A 24,256-nucleotide genomic window follows, 5' to 3' on the forward strand; every position below is an offset into this window, starting at 1 on the left:
GACGTGTTCAACATTCAGACGGAGGACTTTCGGTGACCGACATTCTGGCAGTGGCACGTGAGCAGGTCCTGGAGCGCGGCGAAGGCCTCGATCAGGACCAGACGCTGCAGGTGCTCCAGCTGCCGGATGACCGACTCGACGACCTGCTGGCCCTGGCCCACGAGGTGCGGATGGCGTGGTGCGGCCCCGACGTCGAGGTCGAGGGCATCATCAGCCTCAAGACCGGCGGCTGCCCCGAGGACTGCCACTTCTGTTCGCAGTCGGGCCTTTTCGCCTCGCCGGTGCGCAGCGCCTGGCTCGACATCCCGAGCCTGGTCGAAGCCGCCAAGCAGACCGCCAAGACCGGGGCCACCGAGTTCTGCATCGTCGCCGCCGTCCGCGGTCCCGATGAGCGGCTGCTCGCTCAGGTCGCCGCCGGCATCGAGGCGATCCGCAACGAGGTCGACATCCAGATCGCGTGCTCGCTGGGCATGCTCACTCAGGACCAGGTCGAGCGGCTCTCGGCAATGGGCGTGCACCGCTACAACCACAACCTCGAGACCGCGCGGTCGTTCTTCACCAACGTGGTGACCACCCACTCCTGGGAAGAGCGTTGGGACACACTGCAAATGGTGCGTGAAGCCGGCATGGAGGTGTGCTGCGGCGGCATCCTCGGCATGGGGGAGACCCTCGAACAGCGCGCCGAGTTCGCCGCCAACCTGGCCGAGCTCGACCCCCACGAGGTCCCGCTGAACTTCCTCAACCCGCGGCCGGGCACCCCGTTCGGTGACCTCGAGGTGCTGCCTGCCACCGAGGCGCTCAAGGCCGTCGCGGCGTTCCGGCTGGCGCTGCCGCGCACCATGCTGCGGTTCGCCGGTGGTCGCGAGATCACCCTGGGCGACCTCGGCGCCAAGCAGGGCATCCTGGGCGGCATCAACGCCGTCATCGTCGGCAATTACCTGACCACGCTCGGCCGGCCCGCCGAGGCCGATCTCCAGCTGCTCGACGACCTGCAGATGCCGATCAAGGCGCTCAACGCGACGCTGTAGTCCGACGGCACGGTAGAACCGATCAGGTGATGGTCACCGACAGCACAGAGCTCCCCACGCCGGTCGGCGCGGGCGTGTTCAACGTCTACACCGGCGCCCAGGCGGGCAGCGCGGTCCCCACCGCGGCCCAGCTGGGCCTGGAGCCGCCGCGGTTCTGCGCCGCGTGCGGCCGCCGGATGATCGTTCAGGTTCGCCCCGACGGCTGGTGGGCCAAATGCTCGCGGCACGGGCTGGTGGACTCCACCGACCTGGACCGGTACCGGTGACCGGTCAGGCCGCCGCGCCGGCGGTCTCCCGTACCCGGGCGATGCTGACCGTCGTGGCGGGGCTCGCCGCGTCCGGGATCGTCGTCGGCGCGCTGTGGGCCTGGCTGGCACCGCCGATCCACGGGGTGATCGCGTTGACCCGCAGCGGCGACCGGATCAAGGCCCCGCTCGGTGCCGAGTCCGACCACTGGTTCACCTCGGCCGCCCTCGTGGTCGGCATGCTCTCGGTGCTCGCCGTCGTGGCGGCGGTGCTGGTGTGGCAGTGGCGGGCGCATCGCGGACCGGCCATGGTCGCGGCCCTGGCGGTCGGTGCTGTCGCCGCGGCGGCGACCACCACCGGCGTCGGCGCGCTGCTCGCGCATCTGCGCTACGGCGGCATCGACCTCGCCGCCGCGCCGGTCTCCGAGCAGCAGCGGGTGCACTACATCACCGAAGCTCCGGCGGTGTTCTTCGGCCACTCACCGCTGCAGATCGCGGTGACGCTGCTCTATCCCGCGGCGGTCGCCGCGATCGTGTACCTGCTGGCCGCGGTGGCCACCCCGCGCGACGATCTCGGAGCGTGGCCGCCGGTCGAATATCCGGTCGGAACTACTGGTCGAACCGGGACAGGGGCTGACGTTCCACCCGTCGTCCCAACATCACCTGCGCCGTGATCTTGCCGAGGGTCAGCATGCCGCGGTAGGTCGACGGGTTCAGCAGCGTCGGCCACTTGGTGCGCGAGATGTGCGTGCGCAACGGCCGCCCGGCGAAGCGATCACGCAACCAGCGCAGAGTCATCGGCGCCGACATCGGGTGCAGCAGCAGGTGTTCGCTGAGTGCGTCGCGATGGTAGGTGACGCTCGCGCCGCCCCTGGTGTAGGTCTCGGTCAGCTCGTCGATGTCGTCGACCGAGATGATCCGGTCGTGGACGGCCTGAACGATCAGCACCGGGACCTTCGGCGCCGCGGTGCCGAGTTTGATGCTGTCGAACACGTGCTGGACTTCGGGCGAGAGGAGGATCTCCTCGAGCGGACGGTCGATCATGTGGGCCATGTCCTTGCCGGCGAGGCTGAGCATGGCGTGGGCGGTGGTCATCTTCTCGATGCGGGCGAGCATCGCCTTGCCGTCCTCGGTGGCGTGCTGCTGGATAATGCGGTTCAGGTCGGGATAGATGTGGGTGAGCGCGGCCACCACCATGGCCGGCAGCCCCGAGTAGATGCTGCCGTTGAGGCGGCGGAATGCGTGTCCGAGGTCTCCGACCGGTGAGCCCAGGACGGCGCCGACCACGTTGAGGTCGGGGGCGTAGCTGTCCTGGACCTCGGCGGCCCACGCCGACGCCAGTCCGCCACCGGAGTAGCCCCACAGGCCCACAGGGGCGTCCTGGGACAGCCCCAACGGCGCGTGGTTGACGGCCGCGCGGACCCCGTCGAGCACGTGGTAGCCGGGCTCGAACGGGGCGCCCCACATGCCGGCGGTGCCCTCGTGGTCGGGAACCGACACCGCCCACCCCTCGGCGAGTGCGGCGGCGACGAGCAGGAACTCGAACTGCGCGACGGAGCCGATGGCCTTGGCGCCGCGCCGCAGCGCGTAGGACGGGAAACATCGTCCCGCCACGGCGTCGATGGCGCACTGGTAGGACACGATAGGCATGGGGCGTTCGGAGGTCCGCTCGGCCGGGGCCACCACGGTCGTCACCGTGGCCTGCGGCTCGCCGTTGAGGTCGGTGGTGCGGTAGAGCAGCTGGGTGGCGTGGAATTTCTGAGGTATCACCCCGAGAAACGCGAGCTCGACGTCGCGGGAACGCAGCACTGTGCCGGGCCGGGCGTGTTCGAAGCCCTGCAGGGGTTCGTAGAAAGGATCCTCGGCCGGGATCGTCGGCCGGGACCTGGGCTGGAGTGGTTCATGAACCGGTTGGCCGATCCATTCAGCGTCGGTCGACCGTGCCACATTGCCCACGTCCATTTAGGCATTCTTACTTAAGAAGGCCTTAAGAAGCCAGTCGACTCACCCGGGCGGACGCAACGCGGCGAACTCGTCGGTGACGCGGTATCGCGAGTCGGTGAACCGGTAGAGGGAGGCCGGGCGACCGCCGCTGCGCCCGGAGCGGGCCGTGGTGCCGGTGCGGGTGATCACCCGGCGGCGCTCCAGCACGCGTTGCAAGTTTGTCGCGTCGACCGGGTGCCCGAGTGCCGCGCTGTAGATGTCACGGAGCGTCGACAACGCGAACTCCGCTGGCGCCAAGGCGAATCCGATGTTCGTGTAGGACAGCTTGGCGACCAGCCGGTTGTGTGCGTGCGCCACCATCGGACCGTGGTCGAACGCCGTTGCGGGCAGATCGCTGACCGGGTGCCAGCGGGTGTCCGGCGGTAGCTCGGGTGTGGCGGGGGAGGGTACGAGGCCGAGGAACGTCGAGGCGATGGTGCGCGGCCCGGGGACGCGCTGCGGTTCGGAGAAGACGGCCAGCTGCTCCAGGTGGGCCAGCTCACGCAGATCCACCTTCTCGGCGAGCTGACGCCGAACCGAACTCGTCAGGTCCTCGTCCGGGCCGAGGCGGCCACCGGGTAACGCCCAGCGGCCCTTCTCCGGACCCAGGCCACGTTCCCACAGCAGCACGTGAAGTGCGGGTTTGCCGCTGGTGGCCGGTGATTGACCTTGCCGGACCTGGAACACCGCGGCGAGTACCTCGTGCTCGGTGCTAGTATGAGCCATGTTTTCGATTGTAAGTCGAAAACCTCGATGACGTGAAGGAGTCAGCGATGACGGTGCTCGCTGGAAGGCTTGACGCGGAACTGACGGACCGCATCGTGGACGGCCCGGACGGTTTCTCGGGCGTCGACGGGGACGAGGCGTGGGCCGCCGAAGTGCGCCGTCTCCTCGATCTGCGGGGCGCGACGCTGCTCGCGCACAACTACCAGCTGCCCGCAATCCAGGACGTCGCCGACCACGTGGGCGATTCGCTCGCGCTGTCGCGGATCGCCGCGGAGGCCCCCGAGGACACCATCGTGTTCGCCGGCGTCCATTTCATGGCCGAGACGGCCAAGATCCTCTCGCCGGAGAAGACGGTGTTGATCCCGGATCAGCGGGCCGGGTGCTCGCTGGCCGACTCGATCACCGCCGAGGAACTGCGGGCGTGGAAGGCCGAGCACCCCGGTGCGGTGGTGGTGTCCTACGTCAACACCACCGCCGCGGTGAAGGCCGAGACCGACATCTGCTGCACGTCTTCGAACGCCGTCGAGGTCGTGGCCTCGATTCCCGAGGAGCGCGAGGTGCTGTTCTGCCCCGACCAGTTCCTCGGCGCGCACGTCCGGCGGATGACCGGCCGCAAGAACCTGCACGTGTGGGCCGGCGAATGCCATGTGCACGCCGGTATCAACGGTGACGAACTTGCCGACCAGGCGCGCAGCCATCCCGATGCCGAGCTGTTCGTCCATCCTGAATGTGGTTGCGCCACTTCGGCTCTCTACCTCGCCGGCGAGGGCGCCTTCCCCGAGGATCGGGTCAAGATCCTGTCCACCGGTGGCATGCTCGACGCCGCCCGCGAGACCGGGGCCCGCCAGGTGCTGGTGGCCACCGAGGTCGGCATGCTGCACCAGTTGCGGCGCGCCGCACCCGACGTCGACTTCAAGGCCGTCAACGACCGTGCGTCGTGCCGGTACATGAAGATGATCACCCCCGCTGCGATGCTGCGCTGCCTGGTCGAGGGGGCCGACGAGGTCCATGTCGATCTCGACACCGCCCGGCTGGCGCGCGCCAGTGTGCAACGGATGATCGAGATCGGGCAGCCCGGCGGCGGGGAATGACCGCGCCGGGGTGCGGCGGGGCAGGCGTGTGGCGCCAGCGCGCCGACGTCGTCATCGTCGGCACCGGGGTTGCCGGGCTCGCCGCCGCACTGGCGGCGCACCGCCGCGGCCGCAAGGTTGTGCTCCTGAGCAAGGCCGGTGAGACAGCCACCTTCTACGCCCAGGGCGGGATCGCGGTCGTCCTCCCCGACGCCCTGCGGGCAGACGGCGACTCGGTCGACGCCCACGTGGCCGACACGCTGGCCGCCGGCGCCGGGCTGTGTGATCCCGAAACGGTCCGCTCGATCGTCGCCGACGGCTCTCGCGCGGTCTCCGACCTGGTGGATGCCGGCGCCCGTTTCGACGAGACGACCCCCGGGCGGTGGGCGCTGACCCGCGAGGGCGGCCACACCCGGCGGCGCATCATCCACTCGGGAGGCGACGCCACGGGTGCCGAGGTGCAGCGTGCGCTCGACTACGCGGCCTCGACACTGGACATCCGTCGCAACCACGTCGCGTTGGACCTGGTGGTCGACGACAACGCGGTGGCCGGGGTGTCGGTGCTCAGCCCCGACGGGTTCGGCGTCGTGTACGCGCCGTCGGTGATTCTTGCGACGGGCGGTCTGGGGCACCTGTACTCGGCCACCACGAACCCCGACGGCTCGACCGGTGACGGCGTCGCGCTCGCCCTGTGGGCCGGCGTGCCGGTCGCCGACCTCGAGTTCATCCAGTTCCATCCGACCATGCTCTACACCGGCCCGGGCGGTGGTCGGCGTCCGCTGATCACCGAGGCCCTGCGCGGCGAAGGGGCGAAACTGATTGACGCCCGGGGGCGTTCAGTGACAGCAGGGGTGCACCCGATGGGGGACCTGGCGCCGCGTGACGTGGTGACGGCGGCAATCGAGGCGCGGTTGTCCGAGACTGGAAATCCGTGTGTCTATCTCGACGCGCGGGAGGTGGCCGATGTCACGACGCGGTTCCCGACCGTCTACCGGGCGTGCCTGCAGGCGGGAGTCGATCCGGTCCGGCAGCCGATCCCGGTGGTGCCCGGTGCCCATTACAGCTGCGGCGGCGTGGTCACCGACGTGCAGGGGCGCACGCAACTCCCAGGGCTCTTCGCCGCCGGCGAGGTCGCTCGCACCGGCATGCACGGCGCCAATCGGCTCGCCTCCAACAGCCTGCTGGAGGGGTTGGTCGTCGGCGGGCGCGCCGGTCAGGCGGCGGCCACCCACGCCGAGGCGGTCGGGCCCAGCCGGGTGATGGATCCCGCCCCGGCCATCCGGCCCGTCCTGGCGCGCGCCGAGCTGCAGCGGGTGATGACCCGGCACGCGTCGGTGGTGCGCCACGGTGACGGGCTGAGGGAGCTGATCCGCCGGCTCGATACGGCGACGCCGCGCGCGCTTCGGTCGCGGGCGGACTTCGAGGACGCGGCGTTGACCGCGGTCGCCGGCGCGGTGGCGGCCTCGGCCCTGGCGCGCGCCGAAACCCTTGGCTGCCACCACCGTTCGGACTTCCCCGACCCGGATCCGGAGGCGGTCGCCTCGGTAGGCGGGGCGGCCCGGGCCGCGGTGGCGGTGGGATGCCGATGACGCTCACCGACACCGAGCTCACCGAGGCTCGCGCCGTGATCGTGCGCGCGCTCGACGAGGACCTGCGCTACGGACCCGACGTGACGACACTGGCCACCGTGCCCGGCGAGGCGCGCACCACCGCGTCGATGGTGCCCCGCGAACCTGGTGTGGTTGCCGGCCTCGACCTGGCGCTGCTGGTGCTCGACGAAGTGCTCGGCGCCGGCGGGTACCAGGTAAAACACCGGGTCACCGACGGCACCCGGCTGGACTCCGGCGAGGTCGCGCTCGCCGTGGAGGGGCCCACGCAGGGCCTGCTCACAGCGGAGCGCACGATGCTGAACCTGGTGTGCCATCTGTCCGGCGTCGCGACCGCCACGGCGGCCTGGGTCGAGGCGGTGTCCGGCACCAGAGCGCAGATCCGCGACACCCGCAAGACGCTGCCCGGCCTGCGGGCGCTGCAGAAGTATGCGGTACGGGTGGGCGGCGGCACCAATCACCGGCTGGGCCTGGGCGACGCCGCGTTGATCAAGGACAATCACGTCGCCGCCGCCGGTTCGGTCGTCGCTGCGCTGCGCCAAGTACGTTCGGCGGCACCGGATCTGCCGTGTGAGGTGGAGGTGGACTCGCTGGAGCAGCTCGACGAGGTGCTCGCCGAGGATGTGGAACTGGTGCTGCTCGACAATTTCCCGGTGTGGCAGACACAGATCGCGGTGCAGCGCCGTGACGCACGCTCACCGCGCACCAAGCTGGAGTCCTCGGGCGGTCTGGCCTTGGAGAACGCCGCCGACTACGCCGGCACCGGCGTGGATTACCTGGCGGTCGGCGCGCTGACCCACTCGGTGCGGGTGCTCGATCTCGGGTTGGATCTGTAGACCATGAAGGTGTCGCCGGCCGTCGCGATGTTCGCGCTCACCACTGCGGTGCTGGCTCTGGGGGTCGCGGTGTGGGCACTGCTGCGCACCGTCGAATCCGGTCCCGACTACACCGACCAGCAGCGCGCCGAGGCCACGGCGGGGATCTGCGCGGCGTTCCACACCGTGCGTACCGGCGTCGCGACCAACACCAACGTCGAAGCGCCGGACGACATCGCCGGCGCGCTGGCGGCCGCGGCCAACGCCCGGGTGTCGCTGTTCGACGGCGGGCAGTACCTGCTGGCGCGGCTGGACCCGGCGACCCCCGGCGACCTGGCTGTGGAGGTGCGCCGGTTCGCCGACCAGTTGATGGACATCGGCGCCGCGGCCACCGCAGGTGTGCCGAACGACGATCCGGCGCAGGCGGCGCGGCTGCAGGACGCCGAGGCGGCCAGCACCGCGATCAGCGGCCGCTGCCGATAGCGGTCAGGCCGGCGCCGGCCCGCGCCGCAGCAGCGACAGCACTACGGCGGCGCCGGCGAACAGCCCGGAGAACACCCGGTTGAGCAGGGTCTGCTGACGCGGGGTGCGCAGCCAGGCCAGCAGGCGCACGGCCAGTCCGCTGTAGAGGCCCATCACCACCATGTCGACGGCGACCATCGTCACGCCGATCGCGATGTACTGCGGCAGCAGCGGCGCGGTCGGCACCACGAACTGCGGCATGACGGCGAGAAAGAACAGCAGACCCTTCGGGTTGGTCGCGTTGACCAAAAAGCCCCGCACCAGCAGCGACCTGCGTCCGCCCGGGACCGCTCGGTCCACCTGCGCGCTCAGGTCGACGGCCGCACTGCGCCACTGCCGCACCGCCAGATAGATCAGGTATGCGACCCCGATCCACTTGATGACGGTGAAGGCGAGGACCGAGTTGGCCACCGCCGCGCCGAGGCCGATCGCGACCAGGGTCAGTTGCAGCATCAGGCCCACCTCGAGGCCGGCGATGCTCCAATAGCCTCGCTTGACGCCGTGCGCCATGCCGGTGGCCATCGACTGAACAGCCCCGGCACCCGGCGACACCGCGATCGCGACCGCCGCGCCGACGAACGCCAGCCACATCTGCCACGTCATGGGATCGAGTGTGGCAGGTCCGGTCAAGCGATATCGGCGACGAAAACCCCCGACCGTTTCGCCAGCATCTGCGCCACCCGGGGCAGCGTCGGATCCTCGGTGCCGGCCGGCAACACCCGCGGCCGGACCAGGTGCAGTGAGCTGCGGCCGATCTGGATGTCGGCCTCCCCGGCTGCCAGCACGTTTTTGACCCAGTTCGTCTTGCCGTGCGCCAGCCCGATCGCGAGCACCGAGCCCTTGCGGTACGGCGTGACGATCGTCTCGTAGTCCGTACCCGAGGTGCGGCCTCGGTGCTTGATCACACCGAGTCCCGGCATCCTCTTCGACAGCGGCCGCAACAACGGGTTGATGTACTTGATCTGCAGTTTCTCGAACCACGGCGGGAAGATCATCGGCACGCCGGGCGCGTTGTTCGGGTGGGTGTTTTTGGGGGTCCGCTCGGACATGACGCCTCCGATACCGATTTGTGCAGCTCTGGGACAATGGTCAGCGTGAATGTATCGCCAGGGCTCCTGCGGCGCATCGATCTGCGCGGCACGACATTGTCGGCGGCCCGCCTGCGCTCGGCACTGCCGCGCGGCGGTGTCGACGTCGACACCGTCGTCCCCAAGGTCAGGCCCATCGTCGACGCGGTCGCCGCGCGCGGAACCGACGCCGCACTCGAATACGGCGCCTCCTTCGACGGCGTCCGTCCCGATCGGGTGCGGGTGCCGCAGGGCAAACTCGCCACGGCGCTCACCGTGCTCGATTCCGATGTCCGTGCCGCGCTGGAGGTCGCGATCGAGCGGGCCCGCGCCGTGCACGCCGATCAGCGCCGCACCGACACCACGACCACACTCGCCCCGGGCGCCACCGTGACCGAGCGCTGGGTACCGGTCGAACGGGTCGGGCTCTACGTGCCCGGCGGCAACGCCGTCTATCCGTCCAGCGTCGTGATGAACGTCGTCCCGGCGCAGACCGCGGGGGTGGACTCCCTGGTGATCGCGAGCCCACCCCAGGCGGGGAACACCGAGCCGTTCACCGGGCTGCCGCACCCGACGATCCTGGCCGCGGCCGCGCTGCTCGGCGTCGAGGAGGTGTGGGCCGTCGGCGGCGCCCAGGCCGTCGCGCTGCTGGCCTACGGCGGCACGGACACCGACGGGCAGACCGAACTGGCGCCGGTGGACATGATCACCGGGCCCGGCAACATCTACGTCACCGCCGCCAAGCGCATCTGCCGTTCACAGGTCGGTATCGACGCCGAAGCCGGTCCCACCGAGATCGCGATCCTGGCCGATCACACCGCCGATCCGGTGCACGTTGCGGCGGACCTGATCAGCCAGGCCGAACACGACGAGATGGCCGCCAGCGTGCTGGTCACCGACAGCACTGAGCTGGCCGATGCCACCGACCGTGAGGTGGCGGTGCAGCTGGAGACCACCGTGCACCGCCGACGGGTCACCGCGGCGCTGAGCGGGCAGCAGTCGGCGATCGTGTTGGTCGACGACCTCGACGCCGGGGTGCGCGCCGTGAACGCCTACGCCGCCGAGCACCTCGAGATCCAGACCGTCGAGGCCGCCGGCGTCGCAAGCAGAATCCGTTCTGCCGGCGCGATCTTCGTCGGGCCGTACGCACCGGTGAGTCTGGGTGACTACTGCGCCGGGTCGAACCATGTGCTGCCCACCGCCGGCTGCGCGCGGCATTCCAGCGGACTGTCGGTGCAGACGTTCCTGCGTGGCATCCACGTGGTGGACTACACCGAGGCGGCGCTCAAAGACGTGTCCGGTCACGTGATCACGCTGGCGCAGGCCGAGAACCTGCCGAGCCACGGCGAAGCCGTGCGGCGGAGGTTCGAACGGTGACGAATCCGGTCCCCGGCGCAGCGATCTCCCTCGACGATCTGCCGCTGCGCGACGACCTGCGCGGGAAGTCGCCCTACGGCGCTCCGCAGCTCTGTGTTCCGGTGCGGCTGAACACCAACGAGAACCCGCACCCGCCGACGCAGGCCCTGGTCGACGACGTGGCCGAGTCGGTGCGGGCGGTGGCAGCCGAACTGCACCGCTATCCCGACCGCGACGCCCTCGCCCTGCGCACCGACCTCGCCGCCTACCTGACCGCCAAGACCGGCAACCCGGTCGGCGTCGAGAACGTTTGGGCCGCAAACGGTTCCAACGAGATCCTGCAGCAGCTGCTGCAGGCCTTCGGTGGGCCGGGCCGCAGCGCGATCGGTTTCGTGCCGTCGTACTCGATGCACCCGATCATCTCCGACGGCACCCAAACCCGGTGGCTGGTGGCCCACCGCGGCGATGACTTCGGCCTCGACGCCGCGACCGCCGCGACCGCGATCAAGGAGCACCACCCCGACGTCGTGTTCGTCACCAGCCCCAACAACCCGTCGGGACAGAGTGTTTCGCTCGAGGACCTGGTGCTGTTACTCGACGAGATGACCGGCGGCATCATGATCGTCGACGAGGCCTACGGCGAATTCTCCTCGCAGCCCAGCGCGATCCGGCTGATCGAGTCCTATCCGACCAAGCTTGTCGTCAGCCGCACCATGAGCAAGGCGTTCGCGTTCGCCGGCGGCCGGCTCGGCTACCTGGTGGCCGCCCCGGCCGTGATCGACGCGATGCTGCTGGTGCGCCTGCCGTATCATCTGTCGTCGATCACCCAGGCCGCCGCGCGCGCAGCGCTGCGCCACGCCGACGACACCCTGGGCAGTGTCGCGGCGCTGATCGCGGAACGCGAACGGGTGTCCGAGGCGTTGACGGGCATGGGTTTCCGGGTGATTCCCAGCGACGCGAACTTCGTGCTCTTCGGTGAGTTCGCCGACACCCATGCCACCTGGCAGCGGTATCTGGATGACGGCGTACTGATCCGCGACGTCGGCATCCCCGGATACCTGCGCACCACCATCGGCCTGGCCGAAGAAAACGATGCGCTGCTGGCCGTCAGCGCCCGAATAGGAGCACCGTGAGCGAACCGATTCGTCCCGCCCGACGCGCAAGAGTCGAGCGCAAGACCAAAGAGTCCGACATCGTCGTCGAGCTCGACCTCGACGGCACTGGGCAGGTCAGCGTCGACACCGGCGTCCCGTTCTTCGACCATATGCTCACCTCACTGGGCAGCCACGCCAGCTTCGACCTGACGATCAAGACGGTCGGCGACATCGAGATCGAGGGCCACCACACCATCGAGGACACCGCGATCGTGCTCGGTCAGGCGCTCGCGCAGGCGCTGGGCGACAAGCGGGGTATCCGCCGCTTCGGTGATGCGTTCATTCCGATGGATGAATGCCTGGCCCACGCGGCGGTCGACGTGTCGGGCCGCCCGTACTTCGTGCACACCGGCGAGCCCGACTACATGGTGCAGTTCACCATCGCCGGTTCGGCCGCGCCGTACCACACGGTGGTGAACCGGCACGTCTTCGAATCGCTGGCCTACAACGCCCGCATCGCGCTGCACGTGCGCACCCTCTACGGCCGCGACCCGCACCACATCACCGAGGCCGAGTACAAGGCCGTTGCCCGCGCACTTCGTCAGGCTGTCGAGTACGACCCGCGTGTCACCGGCGTGCCGTCAACCAAAGGCAGCCTGTGACAAAGAAACTCGTCGTCCTGGACTACGGTTCGGGCAATCTGCGCTCCGCGCAGCGCGCGTTGGAACGGATCGGCGCGCAGGTCGAGGTCACCGCTGATCCCGACGCGGCCGCCAACGCCGACGGCCTGGTGGTGCCCGGCGTCGGCGCGTTCGGGGCATGCATGACGGGGCTGCGCGGGATCGGCGGCGAGAAGATCATCGCCGACCGGGTGTCGGCCGGTCGTCCGGTGCTCGGGGTGTGCGTGGGCATGCAGATCCTGTTCGCCCGCGGTGTGGAGTTCGGAGTGGAGTCGCGCGGGTGCGGGCAGTGGCCCGGCTCGGTGATCCGGCTGGACGCGCCGGTGATCCCGCACATGGGCTGGAACGTCGTCGACGCCCCCGCGGGCAGCGTGCTGTTCAAGGGCATGGACGCCGACACGCGCTTCTACTTCGTGCACTCCTATGCCGCCCAGCAGTGGGAGGGCGATCCCAGCGCGCTGGTGACCTGGGCCACCCACCATGTGCCGTTCCTGGCCGCGGTCGAGGACGGCCCGCTCTCTGCTACGCAGTTCCACCCGGAGAAGAGCGGGGACGCCGGCGCTGAATTACTGTCGAACTGGGTCGGGGGGCTAAGTTGACCGTCGTGAAAAGCGCCGGGGCGAATTCCTCCGCTCGACTGATCCTGCTGCCCGCCGTCGACGTGGTCGAGGGCCGCGCTGTCCGGTTGGTGCAGGGGCAGGCCGGCAGCGAGACCGAGTACGGCTCGGCGCTTGATGCGGCGCTGACGTGGCAGCGCGACGGCGCTGAGTGGATCCACCTGGTCGACCTCGATGCGGCGTTCGGCCGCGGCTCCAACCGCGAACTGCTCGCCGAGGTGGTCGGTCAGCTCGATGTCGCCGTGGAATTGTCCGGCGGGATCCGCGACGATGACTCCCTCGCCGCCGCGTTGGCCACCGGCTGTGCCCGGGTGAACCTGGGCACCGCCGCGCTGGAGAACCCGCAGTGGTGCGCGAAGGTGGTCGCCGAGCACGGCGAGAAGGTCGCGGTCGGCCTCGACGTCAAGATCGACAACGGTCAGTACCGGCTGCGCGGCCGCGGTTGGGAGACCGACGGCGGTGACTTGTGGACGGTGCTGGAACGTCTTGACCGCGAGGGATGTTCTCGTTTCGTCGTCACCGACGTAACCAAGGACGGCACCCTCAACGGGCCCAACCTGGAGCTGCTGGCCCAGGTCTGCGAACGCACCGACGCGCCGGTGATCGCGTCCGGCGGGGTGTCCAGCCTGGACGACCTGCGCGCCATCGCGACGTTGACAGACCGGGGCGTCGAAGGCGCGATCGTCGGAAAGGCGCTCTACGCCGGGCGATTCACGCTGCCACAGGCTCTCGACACGGTCCGCGCGTGAGCCCCGGGCCACAGCAGCTCGCTGACCTACTGGACACCGCCGCTGGCGTGCTCGACGCCGCCTCGGCCCAGTTCGTCGCCGGGCACCGCGCCGATTCGGCGGTGGCCAAGAAGGGCAACGACTTCGCCACCGAGATCGACCTGGCGATCGAGCGCCGTGTGGTCGCCGAGCTCACCCGGCTCACCGGGATCGGGGTGCACGGCGAGGAATTCGGCGGCGAGTCGGTGGAGGCCGAATCCGTGTGGGTGCTCGACCCGGTCGACGGCACCTTCAACTACGCGGCTGGATCCCCGATGGCTGCCATCCTGTTGAGCCTGCTGTCAAAGGGCGAGCCTGTGCTCGGCCTGACGTGGCTGCCGTTCATGGGTCAGCGCTACACCGCCATCGCCGGTCAGCCCGTGCACTGCAACGGCGATGCGCTGGACCGGCTCGTACCGGTTGCGCTGGCCGAATCGATGGTGGGCACAGGAACTTTCAATATCGACTCGCGTGGACGCTACCCGGGCCGCTACCGGATCAAGGTGCTGGAGAATTTGAGCCGGGAGTGTTCCCGGATGCGGATGCACGGCGCCACCGGCGTCGACTTCGCCTATGTCGCCGCTGGAATCCTCGGTGGTGCGGTCAGTTTCGGTCACCACATCTGGGACCACGCGGCCGGCGTCGCGCTGGTGCGCGCCGCGGGCGGCATCGTGACCGATCTGACGGGGGAGGAATGGACGGCGTCCTCGCCGTCGGCGCTGGCCGCCGCGCCGGGTGTGCACGAAGAGATCCTGGCGCTCGTCCGCGCCGCCGGCGACCCGCAGGACTACCTGTGAAGCCGGCAAGCGACGTCGCGACCCGGGTGATCCCGTGCCTGGACGTCGACGACGGCCGGGTGGTCAAGGGCGTCAACTTCGCCAACCTGCGTGACGCCGGCGACCCGGTCGAACTCGCCGCCGCCTACGACGCCGAAGGCGCCGATGAGTTGACGTTCCTCGATGTCACCGCGTCGTCGTCGGGACGTTCGACGATGCTCGATGTGGTGCGGCGCACCGCCGAGCAGGTGTTCATCCCGCTCACCGTCGGCGGCGGCGTGCGTTCGGTCGCCGATGTCGACGTGCTGTTGCGCGCCGGCGCCGACAAGGTGTCGGTGAACACCGCGGCGATCGCCCGTCCCGAGCTGCTCTCGGAGCTGTCGCGGCAGTTCGGATCGCAGTGCATCGTGCTGTCGGTCGACGCGCGCACCGTGCCGGAGGGCCAGGAAGGGAGTGTGCCCACACCGTCGGGCTGGGAGGTCACCACACACGGCGGCAGGCGCGGCACCGGCCTCGACGCCGTCGAATGGGCCGCGCTCGGGGCCGAACTCGGCGTGGGAGAGATCCTGCTCAACTCGATGGACGCCGACGGCACCAAGGCCGGGTTCGATCTGAAGATGCTGCGCGCGGTACGCGGGGCCGTCACGGTGCCGGTCATCGCCAGCGGCGGGGCCGGTGCCGTGGAGCATTTCGCTCCTGCGGTGTTCGCCGGCGCCGACGCGGTGCTGGCCGCGAGCGTGTTCCACTTCCGGGATCTGACCATCGGTGAGGTGAAGGCGGCGATGAAAGCCGAAGGGATCACCGTGCGATGAGCGCTTGCGCGAAGAGCCGAGGGCCGCGATGAGGGCTCTGGACCCCTCCATCGCGTCGCGGCTCAAGCGAAACGCCGACGGGCTGTTCACCGCGGTGGTGCAGGAACGCGCGACCGGGCAGGTGCTGATGGTCGCCTGGATGGACGACGACGCGTTGGCCCGGACGTTGGAAACCCGTGAGGCGACGTACTTCTCGCGTTCGCGTGGTGAGCAGTGGGTGAAGGGCCTGACCTCCGGGCACACCCAGCACGTGCATTCGGTGCGACTGGACTGCGACGGCGACACCGTGCTGCTCGAAGTCGATCAGGTCGGCTCGGCGTGCCACACCGGTGATCACACCTGCTTCGACGCAGACCTGCTGCTGGCACCTGAGGCCTAGAGGATCCGGGTCGCTTTCGCTCTGGCGGTCCAGCGGCCCTCGTCGTAGCCGACCGACACAGGATGGGCGAACGCCTCCGACACGGTGTCGGTGGTGATGGTCTGGCGGGCGGGCCCACTGGCCACCGCGCGTCCCTCCGCGATCAACAGCGCATGCGTGGTCGTGGTGGGGAGCTCCTCGAGATGGTGTGTGACGAGGATCGACGCGACCTCGGGGTGGGTCTGGTCGAGCGCGTCGAGGGTTTCCAGCAGCTGTTCGCGCGCGGCGACGTCGAGCCCGGTCGAGGGTTCGTCGAGCAGCAGCAACCGCGGTTCGGCGATCAGCGCCCGGGCGATCAGCGTGCGGCCCCGTTCCCCCTGGGACAGGGTGGGCCACACGTCATCGGCTTTGTGGGACAACCCGACCGACGAGATCATCGCCTCCGCGCGGGCGTTCTCCTTCACCGTCGGACTCCACCGCATCGGGGTGTCGATCGTGGCGGTGATGCCGGTCATCACCACCTCGCGGACGGTCAGCGAGTACTGCAGCTGATGGCGCGGGTTCACATGTCCGATGTGGTGACGCAGCCGGGCCAGATCCACCCGGCCCATCTGGTCACCGAGAATGCGCACCGTCCCCGACGTCGGAAACGTCACGGCCGCACAGAAACCCAGCAGCGTGCTCTTGCCGGCGCCGTTGGGTCCCAGCAGCGCCCAGTGCTCACCGGTGTTCACGGTCAGCGAGATGCCGTCGAGGATCTGCTTGCCGTTGCGCCGGAAGGTCACATCGACGAGCTCCAGCACCGGTGTCATGACCGGTTGCGCAGCGCCTCGAGGGCCTTGTCGGCGTGGGTGTCCATGCTGAACTCGCTGGCGATGACTTCGAGCACGGTGCGGTCGGTGTCGATCACGAACGTGGTGCGCTTGACCGGCATGAACTTGCCGAGCAGCCCGCGCTTGACGCCGAAATGTGTGGCGACGGCGCCGTCGTCGTCCGACAGCAGCGGGTAGTCGAACTTCTGCTGCTCGGCGAACGCGGCCTGCTTGGCGACCGGGTCGGCGCTGATGCCCACCCGGCTGGCGCCGACGGCGGCGAACTCGGCTGCCAGATCCCGAAAGTGGCACGCCTCCTTGGTGCATCCCGGTGTCATCGCGGCCGGGTAGAAGAACAGCACCACCGGACCGTCGGCGAGCAGCCCGCTCAGCGTTCTCGGCGCGCCGGTCTGGTCGGGCAGCTCGAAGTCGTCGACCCGATCGCCCGGTTTGAGGGGATTCATGTTCTCAACCGTACTTCTGGGACAATCTCTGCGTGCAGACGACCGCCACCCTGAGCGCGACGACCACGCGTGAGGACTTCCGGGCGCTGGCCGCCGAGCACCGGGTGGTCCCGGTGACCCGCAAGGTGCTCGCCGACAGCGAGACGCCGCTTTCGGCGTACCGCAAACTCGCCGCCAACCGGCCCGGCACGTTCCTCCTCGAGTCCGCCGAGAACGGGCGGTCGTGGTCGCGGTGGTCGTTCATCGGCGCCGGTGCGCCGTCGGCGCTGACGGTCCGCGACGGCGAGGCCGTGTGGCTGGGCGCCGTCCCGCAGGACGCGCCATCGGGCGGTGACCCGCTGCAGGCGCTGCGCGCGACGCTGACACTGCTGGAGACCGCGCCACTGCCGGGCCTGCCACCGCTGTCGTCGGGCCTGGTCGGGTTCTTCACTTATGACTTGGTGCGCCGTCTGGAGCGGCTGCCGGAGTTGACCGTCGACGACCTCGGGCTGCCCGACATGATGCTGCTGCTGGCCACCGACATCGCCGCGGTGGATCATCATGAGGGCACGATCACGCTGGTGGCCAATGCGGTGAACTGGAACGGCACCGACGAACGCGTCGACTGGGCCTACGACGACGCCGTGACCCGGCTGGACGTGATGACCGCGGCACTGGCCGAACCCCTGTCGTCGACCGTCGCGACCTTCGGCCGGCCGGCGCCCGTGCACCGGGCCCAGCGCACCGTCGAGGAATACACCGCGATCGTCGACAAGCTCGTCGGCGACATCGAGGCCGGCGAGGCGTTCCAGGTGGTGCCGTCGCAGCGGTTCGAGATGGACACCTCCGCCGACCCCCTCGACGTGTACCGGATGCTGCGGGTCACCAATCCCAGCCCGTACATGTATCTGCTCAACGTTCCCGATGAGCTTGGGGGACTGGACTTTTCGATTGTGGGGTCGAGTCCGGAAGCGCTGGTCACCGTCAAGGACGGCCGCGCCACCACTCACCCGATCGCCGGCACACGCTGGCGCGGCGACACCGAGGAGGAAGACCTCCTGCTGGAGAAGGAGCTGCTCTCCGACGACAAGGAGCGCTCCGAGCACCTGATGCTCGTCGATCTCGGCCGCAACGATCTGGGGCGGGTCTGCCGGCCGGGCACGGTCAAGGTGGAGGATTACAGCCACATCGAGCGCTACAGCCACGTCATGCACCTGGTCTCGACGGTCACCGGGTTACTGGCCGACGGCAAGACCGCGCTGGACGCGGTGACAGCCTGCTTCCCGGCCGGGACGCTGTCCGGCGCCCCCAAGGTGCGGGCGATGGAGCTCATCGAGGAGGTCGAGAAGACCCGGCGCGGCCTGTACGGCGGGGTGCTCGGCTACCTCGACTTCGCCGGCAACGCCGACTTCGCGATCGCGATCCGCACCGCGCTGATGCGCGGCGGCACCGCCTACGTGCAGGCCGGTGGTGGCGTCGTCGCCGACTCCAACGGGCCCTACGAGTACAACGAGGCCTCCAACAAGGCCCGTGCGGTGCTGGCGGCGATCGCGGCGGCCGAGACGTTGAGCGAGCCGTGACCCGCATCGCGCAGTTGCTCCTGGTGCTCGCCGCGGCGGGCCTGTGGGGGGCGTCCCGGCTGACATGGGTGCAGATCACCTCCTTCGACGGCTTGGGGCAGCCGAAGGCCACCGATCTGGCCGGGTCGACGTGGTCGACGGCGCTGATCCCGCTGGCCCTGCTGGTGCTCGCCGCTGCCGTCGCGGCGCTGGCCGTACGCGGCTGGGCGCTGAGGGTGCTGGCCGTGCTGGTGGCGGCAGCGAGCGCGGGAATGGGATACCTGGCGATCAGCCTGTGGGTCATGGCCGACGACGCGGCGCGGGCGGCGCGGCTGGCCGAGGTGCCGGTGGCCGACCTGCTCGATACCGAGCGGCACTACACCGGCGCCGTGATCACGCTGGTCGCCGCGGTGCTGTCGCTGTCCGGCGCGGTGCTGCTGATGCGCTCGGCGACCCACCGGCGCGCCGAGGCGGTGCGCTACTCACGCCGCCCGGCCCAGCCCGAGGATGGTGACGCGGACATGTCGGAGCGGATGATGTGGGACGCGCTCGACGAGGGCCGCGACCCGACCAATCCGGACAACCAGGGGCGGTGACGAAGCATGGCTCGGTTGCGACTACCCTTCATAACGAATCGAACGGCCGTCAGGGGAAGGGAAACGACGCCTATGGGTTCGGCGACCGTGCTCGACTCCATCATCGAGGGGGTGCGCGCTGACGTTGCCGCTCGCGAAGCCGTCGTCAGCTTGGACGAGGTGAAGGAGCGAGCCCAGCGCGCTCCGGCTCCGCTTGACGTGATGGCGGCGCTGCGTTCCCCCGGTATCGCGGTGATCGCAGAGGTCAAACGTGCCAGCCCGTCGCGCGGCGAGCTGGCCCAGATCGGCGATCCCGCCGAACTCGCCCGCGCCTACGAGGACGGCGGTGCGCGGGTCATCAGCGTGCTGACCGAGCAGCGGCGCTTCAACGGGTCGCTCGACGACCTCGACGCGGTGCGGGCCGCGGTGTCGATTCCCGTACTGCGCAAGGACTTTATCGTCCGTCCCTACCAGATCCACGAGGCCCGGGCCCACGGTGCGGACATGTTGCTGTTGATCGTCGCGGCGCTGGAACAACCTGTGCTGGAGTCGCTCCTGGAGCGCACCGAGTCCCTGGGCATGACCGCCCTGGTGGAGGTGCACACCGAGGAGGAGGCCGACCGCGCGCTGCAGGCCGGGGCCTCGGTGATCGGGGTGAACGCCCGCAACCTCAAGACCCTGGAGGTCGACCGGGACTGCTTTGCCCGCATCGCCCCCGGATTGCCGAGCAAGGTGATCCGCGTCGCCGAGTCGGGAGTGCGGGGCACCGCCGACCTGCTCGCCTACGCCGGTGCCGGCGCCGACGCGGTGCTGGTCGGGGAGGGCCTGGTCACCAGCGGGGATCCGCGCAGTGCTGTTGCCGACCTGGTGACCGCCGGTACCCATCCGTCGTGCCCGAAGCCAGCGCGTTAAGTGGTTGATTTCGCCGGGCCGGAACTGCCGCGCGCCAGCGCCGCGGTCGCCGAGCCCACGTCCCACGACCCCGACGAACGAGGGCACTTCGGTGTCTATGGCGGCAGGTACGTTCCTGAGGCACTGATGGCCGTCATCGAGGAGGTGACCGCCGCCTACGAAAAGGCCCGCGGTGACCAGGCATTCCTCGATGAACTCGACAGGCTGCAGCGCCACTACACCGGGCGGCCCTCGCCGGTGTACGAGGCCGAGCGGCTCAGCGAGCACGCCGGTGGAGCGCGCATCTTCCTGAAGCGGGAAGACCTCAACCACACCGGATCCCACAAGATCAACAACGTGCTGGGGCAGGCCCTGCTGGCCAAGCAGATGGGCAAGACCCGGGTCATCGCCGAAACCGGCGCCGGCCAGCACGGCGTGGCCACCGCGACGGCGTGCGCCTTGATGGGACTGGAATGCGTCATCTACATGGGTGCGGTGGACACCGCGCGGCAGGCGCTCAACGTGGCACGGATGCGGCTGCTCGGCGCGTCGGTGGTCGCGGTGGAGTCGGGTTCCAAGACGCTGAAGGACGCGATCAACGAGACGTTCCGTGACTGGGTCACCAACGCGGACAACACCTACTACTGCTTTGGGACGGCCGCCGGACCCCACCCCTTCCCGATGATGGTGCGCGACTTCCAGCGGGTGATCGGTCTCGAGGCTCGCGCCCAGATGCTCGACCAGGCCGGCCGGCTGCCTGATGCGGTGGCCGCGTGCGTGGGCGGCGGGTCCAATGCGATCGGCATCTTCCACGCGTTCATCGACGACCCCGGTGTGCAGCTGTACGGCTTCGAAGCCGCCGGAGACGGTGTCGAAACGGGTAGGCACGCCGCGACATTCACCGGCGGCTCACCGGGAGCCTTCCAGGGTTCGTACTCCTACCTGTTGCAGGACGAGGACGGCCAGACCATCGAATCCCACTCGATTTCAGCCGGTCTGGACTATCCCGGCGTCGGGCCCGAGCATGCGTTGCTCAAGGATTTGGGACGCGCGCAGTACCGCCCCGTCACCGACACCGAGGCGATGGACGCACTGTCGCTGCTGAGCCGCACCGAGGGGATCATCCCGGCGATAGAGTCCGCGCATGCGGTGGCCGGGACGCTGAAGCTGGGCCAAGAGCTGGGATCCGGGTCGATCATTCTGGTCAATCTGTCCGGTCGCGGCGACAAAGACGTCGAGACGGCCGCCAAGTGGTTCGGTCTGATGGAGGACGGGACGGCATGAGTCGCCTGGCCGGGTTGTTCGAATCCTGCCGCGCCGACGGCCGGTCGGCGCTGATCGGTTATCTACCGACAGGTTTCCCCGACGTCGATTCGTCGATCGCGGCGATGGTCGCTCTGGTCGAATCAGGTTGTGACATCGTCGAAGTCGGTGTCGCGTATTCCGACCCGGGGATGGACGGGCCCACGATCGCCGCGGCGACGGAGGTGGCGCTGCGCGGCGGTGTGCGGGTGTACGACGCGCTGCGTGCGGTCGAGGCGATCAGCGACGCGGGCGGTCGCGCCGTGGTGATGACCTACTGGAACCCGGTGCTGCGCAAGGGCGTTGACACGTTCGCCCGCGACCTGGCCTCGGCAGGCGGGCTCGGCATGATCACGCCGGACCTGATCCCGGACGAGGCGGGGGAGTGGTTGGCGGCTTCGGAGGCCCACGACCTGGACCGGATTTTCCTGGTGGCGCCGTCATCGACGCCGGAGCGGCTGGCCACGACCGTGCACGCGTCGCGCGGGTTCGTCTACGCCGCCTCGACGATGGGCGTCACCGGCGCTCGGGATGCGGTGTCGAACGCCGCGCCGGAGCTGGTGCGCCGGGTCAAGGCCGTGGCCGACATTCCGGTGGGCGTCGGGCTGGGGGTGCGCTCACGCGAGCAGGCGGCCGAGATCGGCGCTTACGCCGACGGGGTGATCGTCGGTTCAGCCCTGGTGTCGGCCCTCAAGGAGGGCATCCCGGCGGTGCGGGCGTTGACCGAAGAGCTCGCTGACGGTGTGCGGCAGAGGATCACTGCGTGACGACAACGGTCCTGGCGTTCATCCCCAGTCCGTCTCAGGGGGTCTGGCATCTAGGGCCGTTCCCCGTCCGCGCGTACGCGCTGTTCATCATCGCCGGCATCATCGCCGCGCTCGTGATCGGCGACCGGCGATGGGTGGCCCGCGGCGGTGAACCCGGCGTCGTCTACGACGTGGCGTTGTGGGCGGTGCCGTTCGGCCTGATCGGCGGACGCCTCTACCACGTGATGACCGACTGGCGAACGTACTTCGGTGAAGACGGTGTGGGCGCCATGGCCGCGCTGCGGATCTGGGACGGTGGTCTCGGTATCTGGGGTGCGGTGGCGCTCGGCGGTGTCGGCGCGTGGATCGCGTGCCGACGACGGGGCATACCGCTGCCCGCGTTCGGTGACGCGATCGCGCCGGGAATCGTTTTGGCACAGGGGATCGGGCGCCTCGGCAATTACTTCAACCAGGAACTGTACGGCCGTGAGACCACGCTGCCGTGGGGACTGGAGATCTACGAGCGGGTGAACGCGGCCGGCGTGCCGGATTCGCTCAACGGGGTGTCGACCGGTGAGCTGGTCCAGGTCGTGCATCCCACCTTCCTGTACGAGTTGCTGTGGAACCTGCTTGTGTTCGCGGTGCTGATCGTCGTCGACCGCCGGTTCAAGATCGGTCACGGTCGGCTGTTCGCGCTGTATGTGGCGGGGTACTGCGTCGGCCGGTTCTGGATCGAGCTGATGCGCAGCGACACCGCGACCGAACTGGCTGGCATCCGGATCAATTCGTTTACCTCGACGTTCATCTTCATCGGTGCCGTCGTGTACATCATGGTCGCGCCGAAGGGTCGTGAAGACCCGGCCACACTGCGCGGCCACGCCGCCGCCGAGGCCGGCGTCGAGGACCGGGCGAAGGATCTGGCTGTCGCCTCGGCCGTCGGGATCGTCGCCGCGGCGAAGGTCGCCGACGAGGACGAGGCCAGGGCGTCGGCGCAGGAGGACGCAGAGTTGGAAGCCTTGGTCGCCGAGTTGGAAGCCGCCGAGCCGGAGGATCGGAGCGCCGCCGCGTCCGCGGGTCTCGGGGCGGTGGAGGGCGATGAGGTCGCCGAGGCTGTCGCGGAGAGCCGGAGGCTCATGCGGCTGCCGTCGAGGGTGAGGGCGAGGCCGAGCTGTTGGCGGCCCGGGCTGACTCCATCAGTTCGGAAGCAGCTGAAGAAGGTCTCGAGGGTGTCGACGCCGTGGAGGTCGCCGAGGTCGATGTCGACTCGGTGATGGAGCCTCATGAGGCGGCTGAGGGTGAGGCGCAGGCTGACGAGTCGATCGTCGAGATCGAGGGTGAGTCACAGGCCGAGGCCGAGGCTGAGACCGTCGGTGTGGGTTCGGTGGAGTCCGATGAGGTGGCTGGGGCTGTCGCCCAGGCGTCGGAGGCTCATGAGGCCGCGGTTGTGGGTGTGGCCGATGCTGAGGCGTTGGTCGAGGATGAGGCCGACGCTGAGGGTGGCGGTGCAGCCGAGCAGGTTTCCGAGGAGACTGAGCCGGAGGCCGAGGCTGAGGCGTGGGTCGGTGAGGCTGAGGCCGATGTTGAGGCGTTGGTCGAGGATGAGGCCGACGCTGAGGGTGGCGGTGCAGCCGAGCAGGTTTCCGAGGAGACTGAGCCGGAGGCCGAGGCTGAGGCGTGGGTCGATGAGGCTGAGGCCGATGCTGAGGCGTTGGTCGAGGATGAGGCCGACGCTGAGGGTGGCGGTGTAGCCGAGCAGGTTTCCGAGGAGACTGAGCCGGAGGCCGAGGCTGAGGCGTGGGTCGATGAGGCTGAGGCCGATGCTGAGGCGCTGGTCGATGAGGATGAGGCCGACGCTGAGGGTGGCGGTGTAGCCGAGCAGGTTTCCGAGGAGACTGAGCCGGAGGCCGAGGCTGAGACCGTCGGTGTGGGTTCGGTGGAGTCCGATGAGGTGGCTGGGGCTGTCGCCCAGGCGTCGGAAGCTCATGAGGCTGCGGTCGAGGGTGAGGCCGAGGCTGAGGAGCTCCTCGCCGAGACCGAGACCGATGCTCAGGGTGGCGGTGTAGCCGAGCAGGTCTCCGATAAGGGCGAAGTCGCAGAAGGCGACACCGAAACCGGACATGCTGGGGAACCGGAGGACGCCGAGACCCAGGCCGAGGCCGGCGCCGAAGTGGCTGAAGGCGACGCCGAGTCGGTCCCGCAACCGGCGGATTCTTTTGGAGCAGAAGCGAAGCCAGAATCCACCCCCGACGAGCCGGAGGTCGCGCGGCGCCCTTCTCCCGCCCAATCGTTCGCCGGCACAGTCCGATCCGAGGTTGCGGGCCGAGTCCGTGAGTGGATTCGGCGTCGCCGCGATCGCTGACCGTCCGTCGGCGGTGCCACGGTAACCGGGCCGGGAAACCCGAAGG

General features: G+C 69.5%; 28 protein-coding genes. 22 read left to right on the top strand and 6 right to left on the bottom strand.

Going from position 1 to position 24,256, the window contains the following annotated elements:
* The first annotated feature begins 32 nt into the window (after positions 1 to 32).
* From bioB to ACTWP6_RS00940, 3 genes are read left to right on the top strand one after another with little or no spacing between them, the layout of a single operon-like run.
* Complete coding sequence (gene bioB / locus ACTWP6_RS00930; RefSeq protein WP_260752257.1) at positions 33 to 1,028, top strand: biotin synthase BioB; 996 nt, start codon at positions 33 to 35, stop codon at positions 1,026 to 1,028.
* Between the two features lie 29 nt (positions 1,029 to 1,057).
* On the top strand, positions 1,058 to 1,294 hold the full coding sequence (bsaP, locus tag ACTWP6_RS00935; RefSeq protein WP_443186653.1) for a biotin synthase auxiliary protein BsaP: 237 nt from the start codon (positions 1,058 to 1,060) through the stop codon (positions 1,292 to 1,294).
* Positions 1,295 to 1,335: 41 nt separating this feature from the next.
* A complete protein-coding gene (locus ACTWP6_RS00940) occupies positions 1,336 to 1,947 on the top strand; it encodes a DUF2567 domain-containing protein (RefSeq protein WP_443186654.1) in 612 nt (203 codons plus the stop codon).
* Here the strand turns inward: ACTWP6_RS00940 and ACTWP6_RS00945 are convergent.
* On the bottom strand, positions 1,883 to 3,235 hold the full coding sequence (locus ACTWP6_RS00945) for a lipase family protein (RefSeq protein WP_443186592.1): 1,353 nt from the start codon (positions 3,233 to 3,235) through the stop codon (positions 1,883 to 1,885). The genes ACTWP6_RS00940 and ACTWP6_RS00945 overlap by 65 nt on opposite strands.
* A 42-nt stretch (positions 3,236 to 3,277) precedes the next feature.
* Entirely contained in the window at positions 3,278 to 3,982 is a 705-nt protein-coding gene (locus tag ACTWP6_RS00950; RefSeq protein ID WP_443186593.1) for an NUDIX hydrolase, read from the bottom strand.
* Positions 3,983 to 4,029: 47 nt separating this feature from the next.
* Between ACTWP6_RS00950 and nadA the strand changes: the two genes are divergently transcribed.
* From nadA to ACTWP6_RS00970, 4 genes are read left to right on the top strand one after another with little or no spacing between them, the layout of a single operon-like run.
* Entirely contained in the window at positions 4,030 to 5,073 is a 1,044-nt protein-coding gene (gene nadA, locus ACTWP6_RS00955; protein ID WP_260752261.1) for a quinolinate synthase NadA, read from the top strand.
* On the top strand, positions 5,070 to 6,641 hold the full coding sequence (locus ACTWP6_RS00960) for an L-aspartate oxidase (protein ID WP_260752262.1): 1,572 nt from the start codon (positions 5,070 to 5,072) through the stop codon (positions 6,639 to 6,641). Before nadA ends, ACTWP6_RS00960 begins: the two co-directional genes overlap by 4 nt.
* A complete protein-coding gene (gene nadC, locus ACTWP6_RS00965) occupies positions 6,638 to 7,495 on the top strand; it encodes a carboxylating nicotinate-nucleotide diphosphorylase (protein WP_260752263.1) in 858 nt (285 codons plus the stop codon). Before ACTWP6_RS00960 ends, nadC begins: the two co-directional genes overlap by 4 nt.
* Positions 7,496 to 7,498: 3 nt before the next feature.
* On the top strand, positions 7,499 to 7,957 hold the full coding sequence (locus ACTWP6_RS00970) for a hypothetical protein (protein WP_443186594.1): 459 nt from the start codon (positions 7,499 to 7,501) through the stop codon (positions 7,955 to 7,957).
* 3 nt (positions 7,958 to 7,960) lie between these two features.
* Here the strand turns inward: ACTWP6_RS00970 and ACTWP6_RS00975 are convergent, their stop codons facing one another.
* Positions 7,961 to 8,599 carry a LysE family transporter gene (locus tag ACTWP6_RS00975; RefSeq protein WP_443186595.1) on the bottom strand — a complete coding sequence of 213 codons (639 nt, stop codon included), beginning with the start codon at positions 8,597 to 8,599 and terminating at the stop codon, positions 7,961 to 7,963.
* Positions 8,600 to 8,622: 23 nt separating this feature from the next.
* On the bottom strand, positions 8,623 to 9,045 hold the full coding sequence (locus tag ACTWP6_RS00980; protein ID WP_443186596.1) for a nitroreductase family deazaflavin-dependent oxidoreductase: 423 nt from the start codon (positions 9,043 to 9,045) through the stop codon (positions 8,623 to 8,625).
* A 36-nt stretch (positions 9,046 to 9,081) separates the two neighbouring features.
* Between ACTWP6_RS00980 and hisD the strand changes: the two genes are divergently transcribed.
* From hisD to hisI, 8 genes are read left to right on the top strand one after another with little or no spacing between them, the layout of a single operon-like run.
* Positions 9,082 to 10,440, top strand: coding sequence for a histidinol dehydrogenase (hisD, locus tag ACTWP6_RS00985; protein ID WP_443186597.1), 1,359 nt, complete (start codon positions 9,082 to 9,084; stop codon positions 10,438 to 10,440).
* Entirely contained in the window at positions 10,437 to 11,552 is a 1,116-nt protein-coding gene (locus ACTWP6_RS00990) for a histidinol-phosphate transaminase (RefSeq protein WP_443186598.1), read from the top strand. Before hisD ends, ACTWP6_RS00990 begins: the two co-directional genes overlap by 4 nt.
* A complete protein-coding gene (hisB, locus tag ACTWP6_RS00995; RefSeq protein WP_443186599.1) occupies positions 11,549 to 12,175 on the top strand; it encodes an imidazoleglycerol-phosphate dehydratase HisB in 627 nt (208 codons plus the stop codon). The genes ACTWP6_RS00990 and hisB overlap by 4 nt, the downstream gene beginning before the upstream one ends.
* Positions 12,172 to 12,792: an imidazole glycerol phosphate synthase subunit HisH gene (gene hisH, locus ACTWP6_RS01000; protein WP_443186600.1), complete on the top strand. Its 621-nt coding sequence runs from the start codon at positions 12,172 to 12,174 to the stop codon at positions 12,790 to 12,792. Before hisB ends, hisH begins: the two co-directional genes overlap by 4 nt.
* 38 nt (positions 12,793 to 12,830) lie before the next feature.
* The gene (gene priA, locus ACTWP6_RS01005) at positions 12,831 to 13,559 is read left to right on the top strand and encodes a bifunctional 1-(5-phosphoribosyl)-5-((5-phosphoribosylamino)methylideneamino)imidazole-4-carboxamide isomerase/phosphoribosylanthranilate isomerase PriA (protein ID WP_443186655.1); all 729 of its coding nucleotides are present in this window, start codon (positions 12,831 to 12,833) and stop codon (positions 13,557 to 13,559) included.
* On the top strand, positions 13,556 to 14,374 hold the full coding sequence (locus ACTWP6_RS01010) for an inositol monophosphatase family protein (protein ID WP_443186601.1): 819 nt from the start codon (positions 13,556 to 13,558) through the stop codon (positions 14,372 to 14,374). The genes priA and ACTWP6_RS01010 overlap by 4 nt, the downstream gene beginning before the upstream one ends.
* Positions 14,371 to 15,165, top strand: coding sequence for an imidazole glycerol phosphate synthase subunit HisF (gene hisF, locus ACTWP6_RS01015; protein ID WP_260752271.1), 795 nt, complete (start codon positions 14,371 to 14,373; stop codon positions 15,163 to 15,165). Before ACTWP6_RS01010 ends, hisF begins: the two co-directional genes overlap by 4 nt.
* A gap of 28 nt (positions 15,166 to 15,193) precedes the next feature.
* On the top strand, positions 15,194 to 15,544 hold the full coding sequence (gene hisI, locus ACTWP6_RS01020) for a phosphoribosyl-AMP cyclohydrolase (protein ID WP_443186602.1): 351 nt from the start codon (positions 15,194 to 15,196) through the stop codon (positions 15,542 to 15,544).
* On the opposite strand, the gene ACTWP6_RS01025 is transcribed toward hisI, so the two are convergent.
* Positions 15,541 to 16,335: an ABC transporter ATP-binding protein gene (locus ACTWP6_RS01025; RefSeq protein ID WP_443186603.1), complete on the bottom strand. Its 795-nt coding sequence runs from the start codon at positions 16,333 to 16,335 to the stop codon at positions 15,541 to 15,543. The genes hisI and ACTWP6_RS01025 overlap by 4 nt on opposite strands.
* Positions 16,332 to 16,799, bottom strand: a complete 468-nt coding sequence (locus tag ACTWP6_RS01030) for a peroxiredoxin (RefSeq protein WP_443186604.1) — start codon at positions 16,797 to 16,799, stop codon at positions 16,332 to 16,334. Before ACTWP6_RS01030 ends, ACTWP6_RS01025 begins: the two co-directional genes overlap by 4 nt.
* A gap of 32 nt (positions 16,800 to 16,831) precedes the next feature.
* Here ACTWP6_RS01030 and ACTWP6_RS01035 point away from each other — a divergent pair, with 32 nt between their 5' ends.
* The 7 genes from ACTWP6_RS01035 (at position 16,832) to ACTWP6_RS01065 (ending at position 24,210) form a co-directional block, all read left to right on the top strand.
* Entirely contained in the window at positions 16,832 to 18,358 is a 1,527-nt protein-coding gene (locus ACTWP6_RS01035) for an anthranilate synthase component I (protein WP_443186605.1), read from the top strand.
* Positions 18,355 to 18,933 (top strand): TIGR02234 family membrane protein, encoded by a 579-nt coding sequence (locus ACTWP6_RS01040; protein ID WP_260752279.1) that lies wholly within the window; start codon positions 18,355 to 18,357, stop codon positions 18,931 to 18,933. The genes ACTWP6_RS01035 and ACTWP6_RS01040 overlap by 4 nt, the downstream gene beginning before the upstream one ends.
* A 72-nt stretch (positions 18,934 to 19,005) precedes the next feature.
* Positions 19,006 to 19,824: an indole-3-glycerol phosphate synthase TrpC gene (gene trpC / locus ACTWP6_RS01045; RefSeq protein ID WP_260752281.1), complete on the top strand. Its 819-nt coding sequence runs from the start codon at positions 19,006 to 19,008 to the stop codon at positions 19,822 to 19,824.
* Positions 19,825 to 21,087, top strand: a complete 1,263-nt coding sequence (gene trpB / locus ACTWP6_RS01050) for a tryptophan synthase subunit beta (RefSeq protein ID WP_443186606.1) — start codon at positions 19,825 to 19,827, stop codon at positions 21,085 to 21,087.
* Positions 21,084 to 21,872 (top strand): tryptophan synthase subunit alpha, encoded by a 789-nt coding sequence (gene trpA, locus ACTWP6_RS01055; RefSeq protein WP_260752283.1) that lies wholly within the window; start codon positions 21,084 to 21,086, stop codon positions 21,870 to 21,872. Before trpB ends, trpA begins: the two co-directional genes overlap by 4 nt.
* Positions 21,869 to 23,122, top strand: coding sequence for a prolipoprotein diacylglyceryl transferase (lgt, locus tag ACTWP6_RS01060; RefSeq protein ID WP_443186607.1), 1,254 nt, complete (start codon positions 21,869 to 21,871; stop codon positions 23,120 to 23,122). Before trpA ends, lgt begins: the two co-directional genes overlap by 4 nt.
* Complete coding sequence (locus tag ACTWP6_RS01065; RefSeq protein WP_443186608.1) at positions 23,089 to 24,210, top strand: hypothetical protein; 1,122 nt, start codon at positions 23,089 to 23,091, stop codon at positions 24,208 to 24,210. Before lgt ends, ACTWP6_RS01065 begins: the two co-directional genes overlap by 34 nt.
* The last annotated feature ends 46 nt before the right edge of the window (positions 24,211 to 24,256 follow it).

Source organism: Mycobacterium sp. 4D054 (genome assembly GCF_052245755.1).
Taxonomy (GTDB): Bacteria; Actinomycetota; Actinomycetes; order Mycobacteriales; family Mycobacteriaceae; genus Mycobacterium.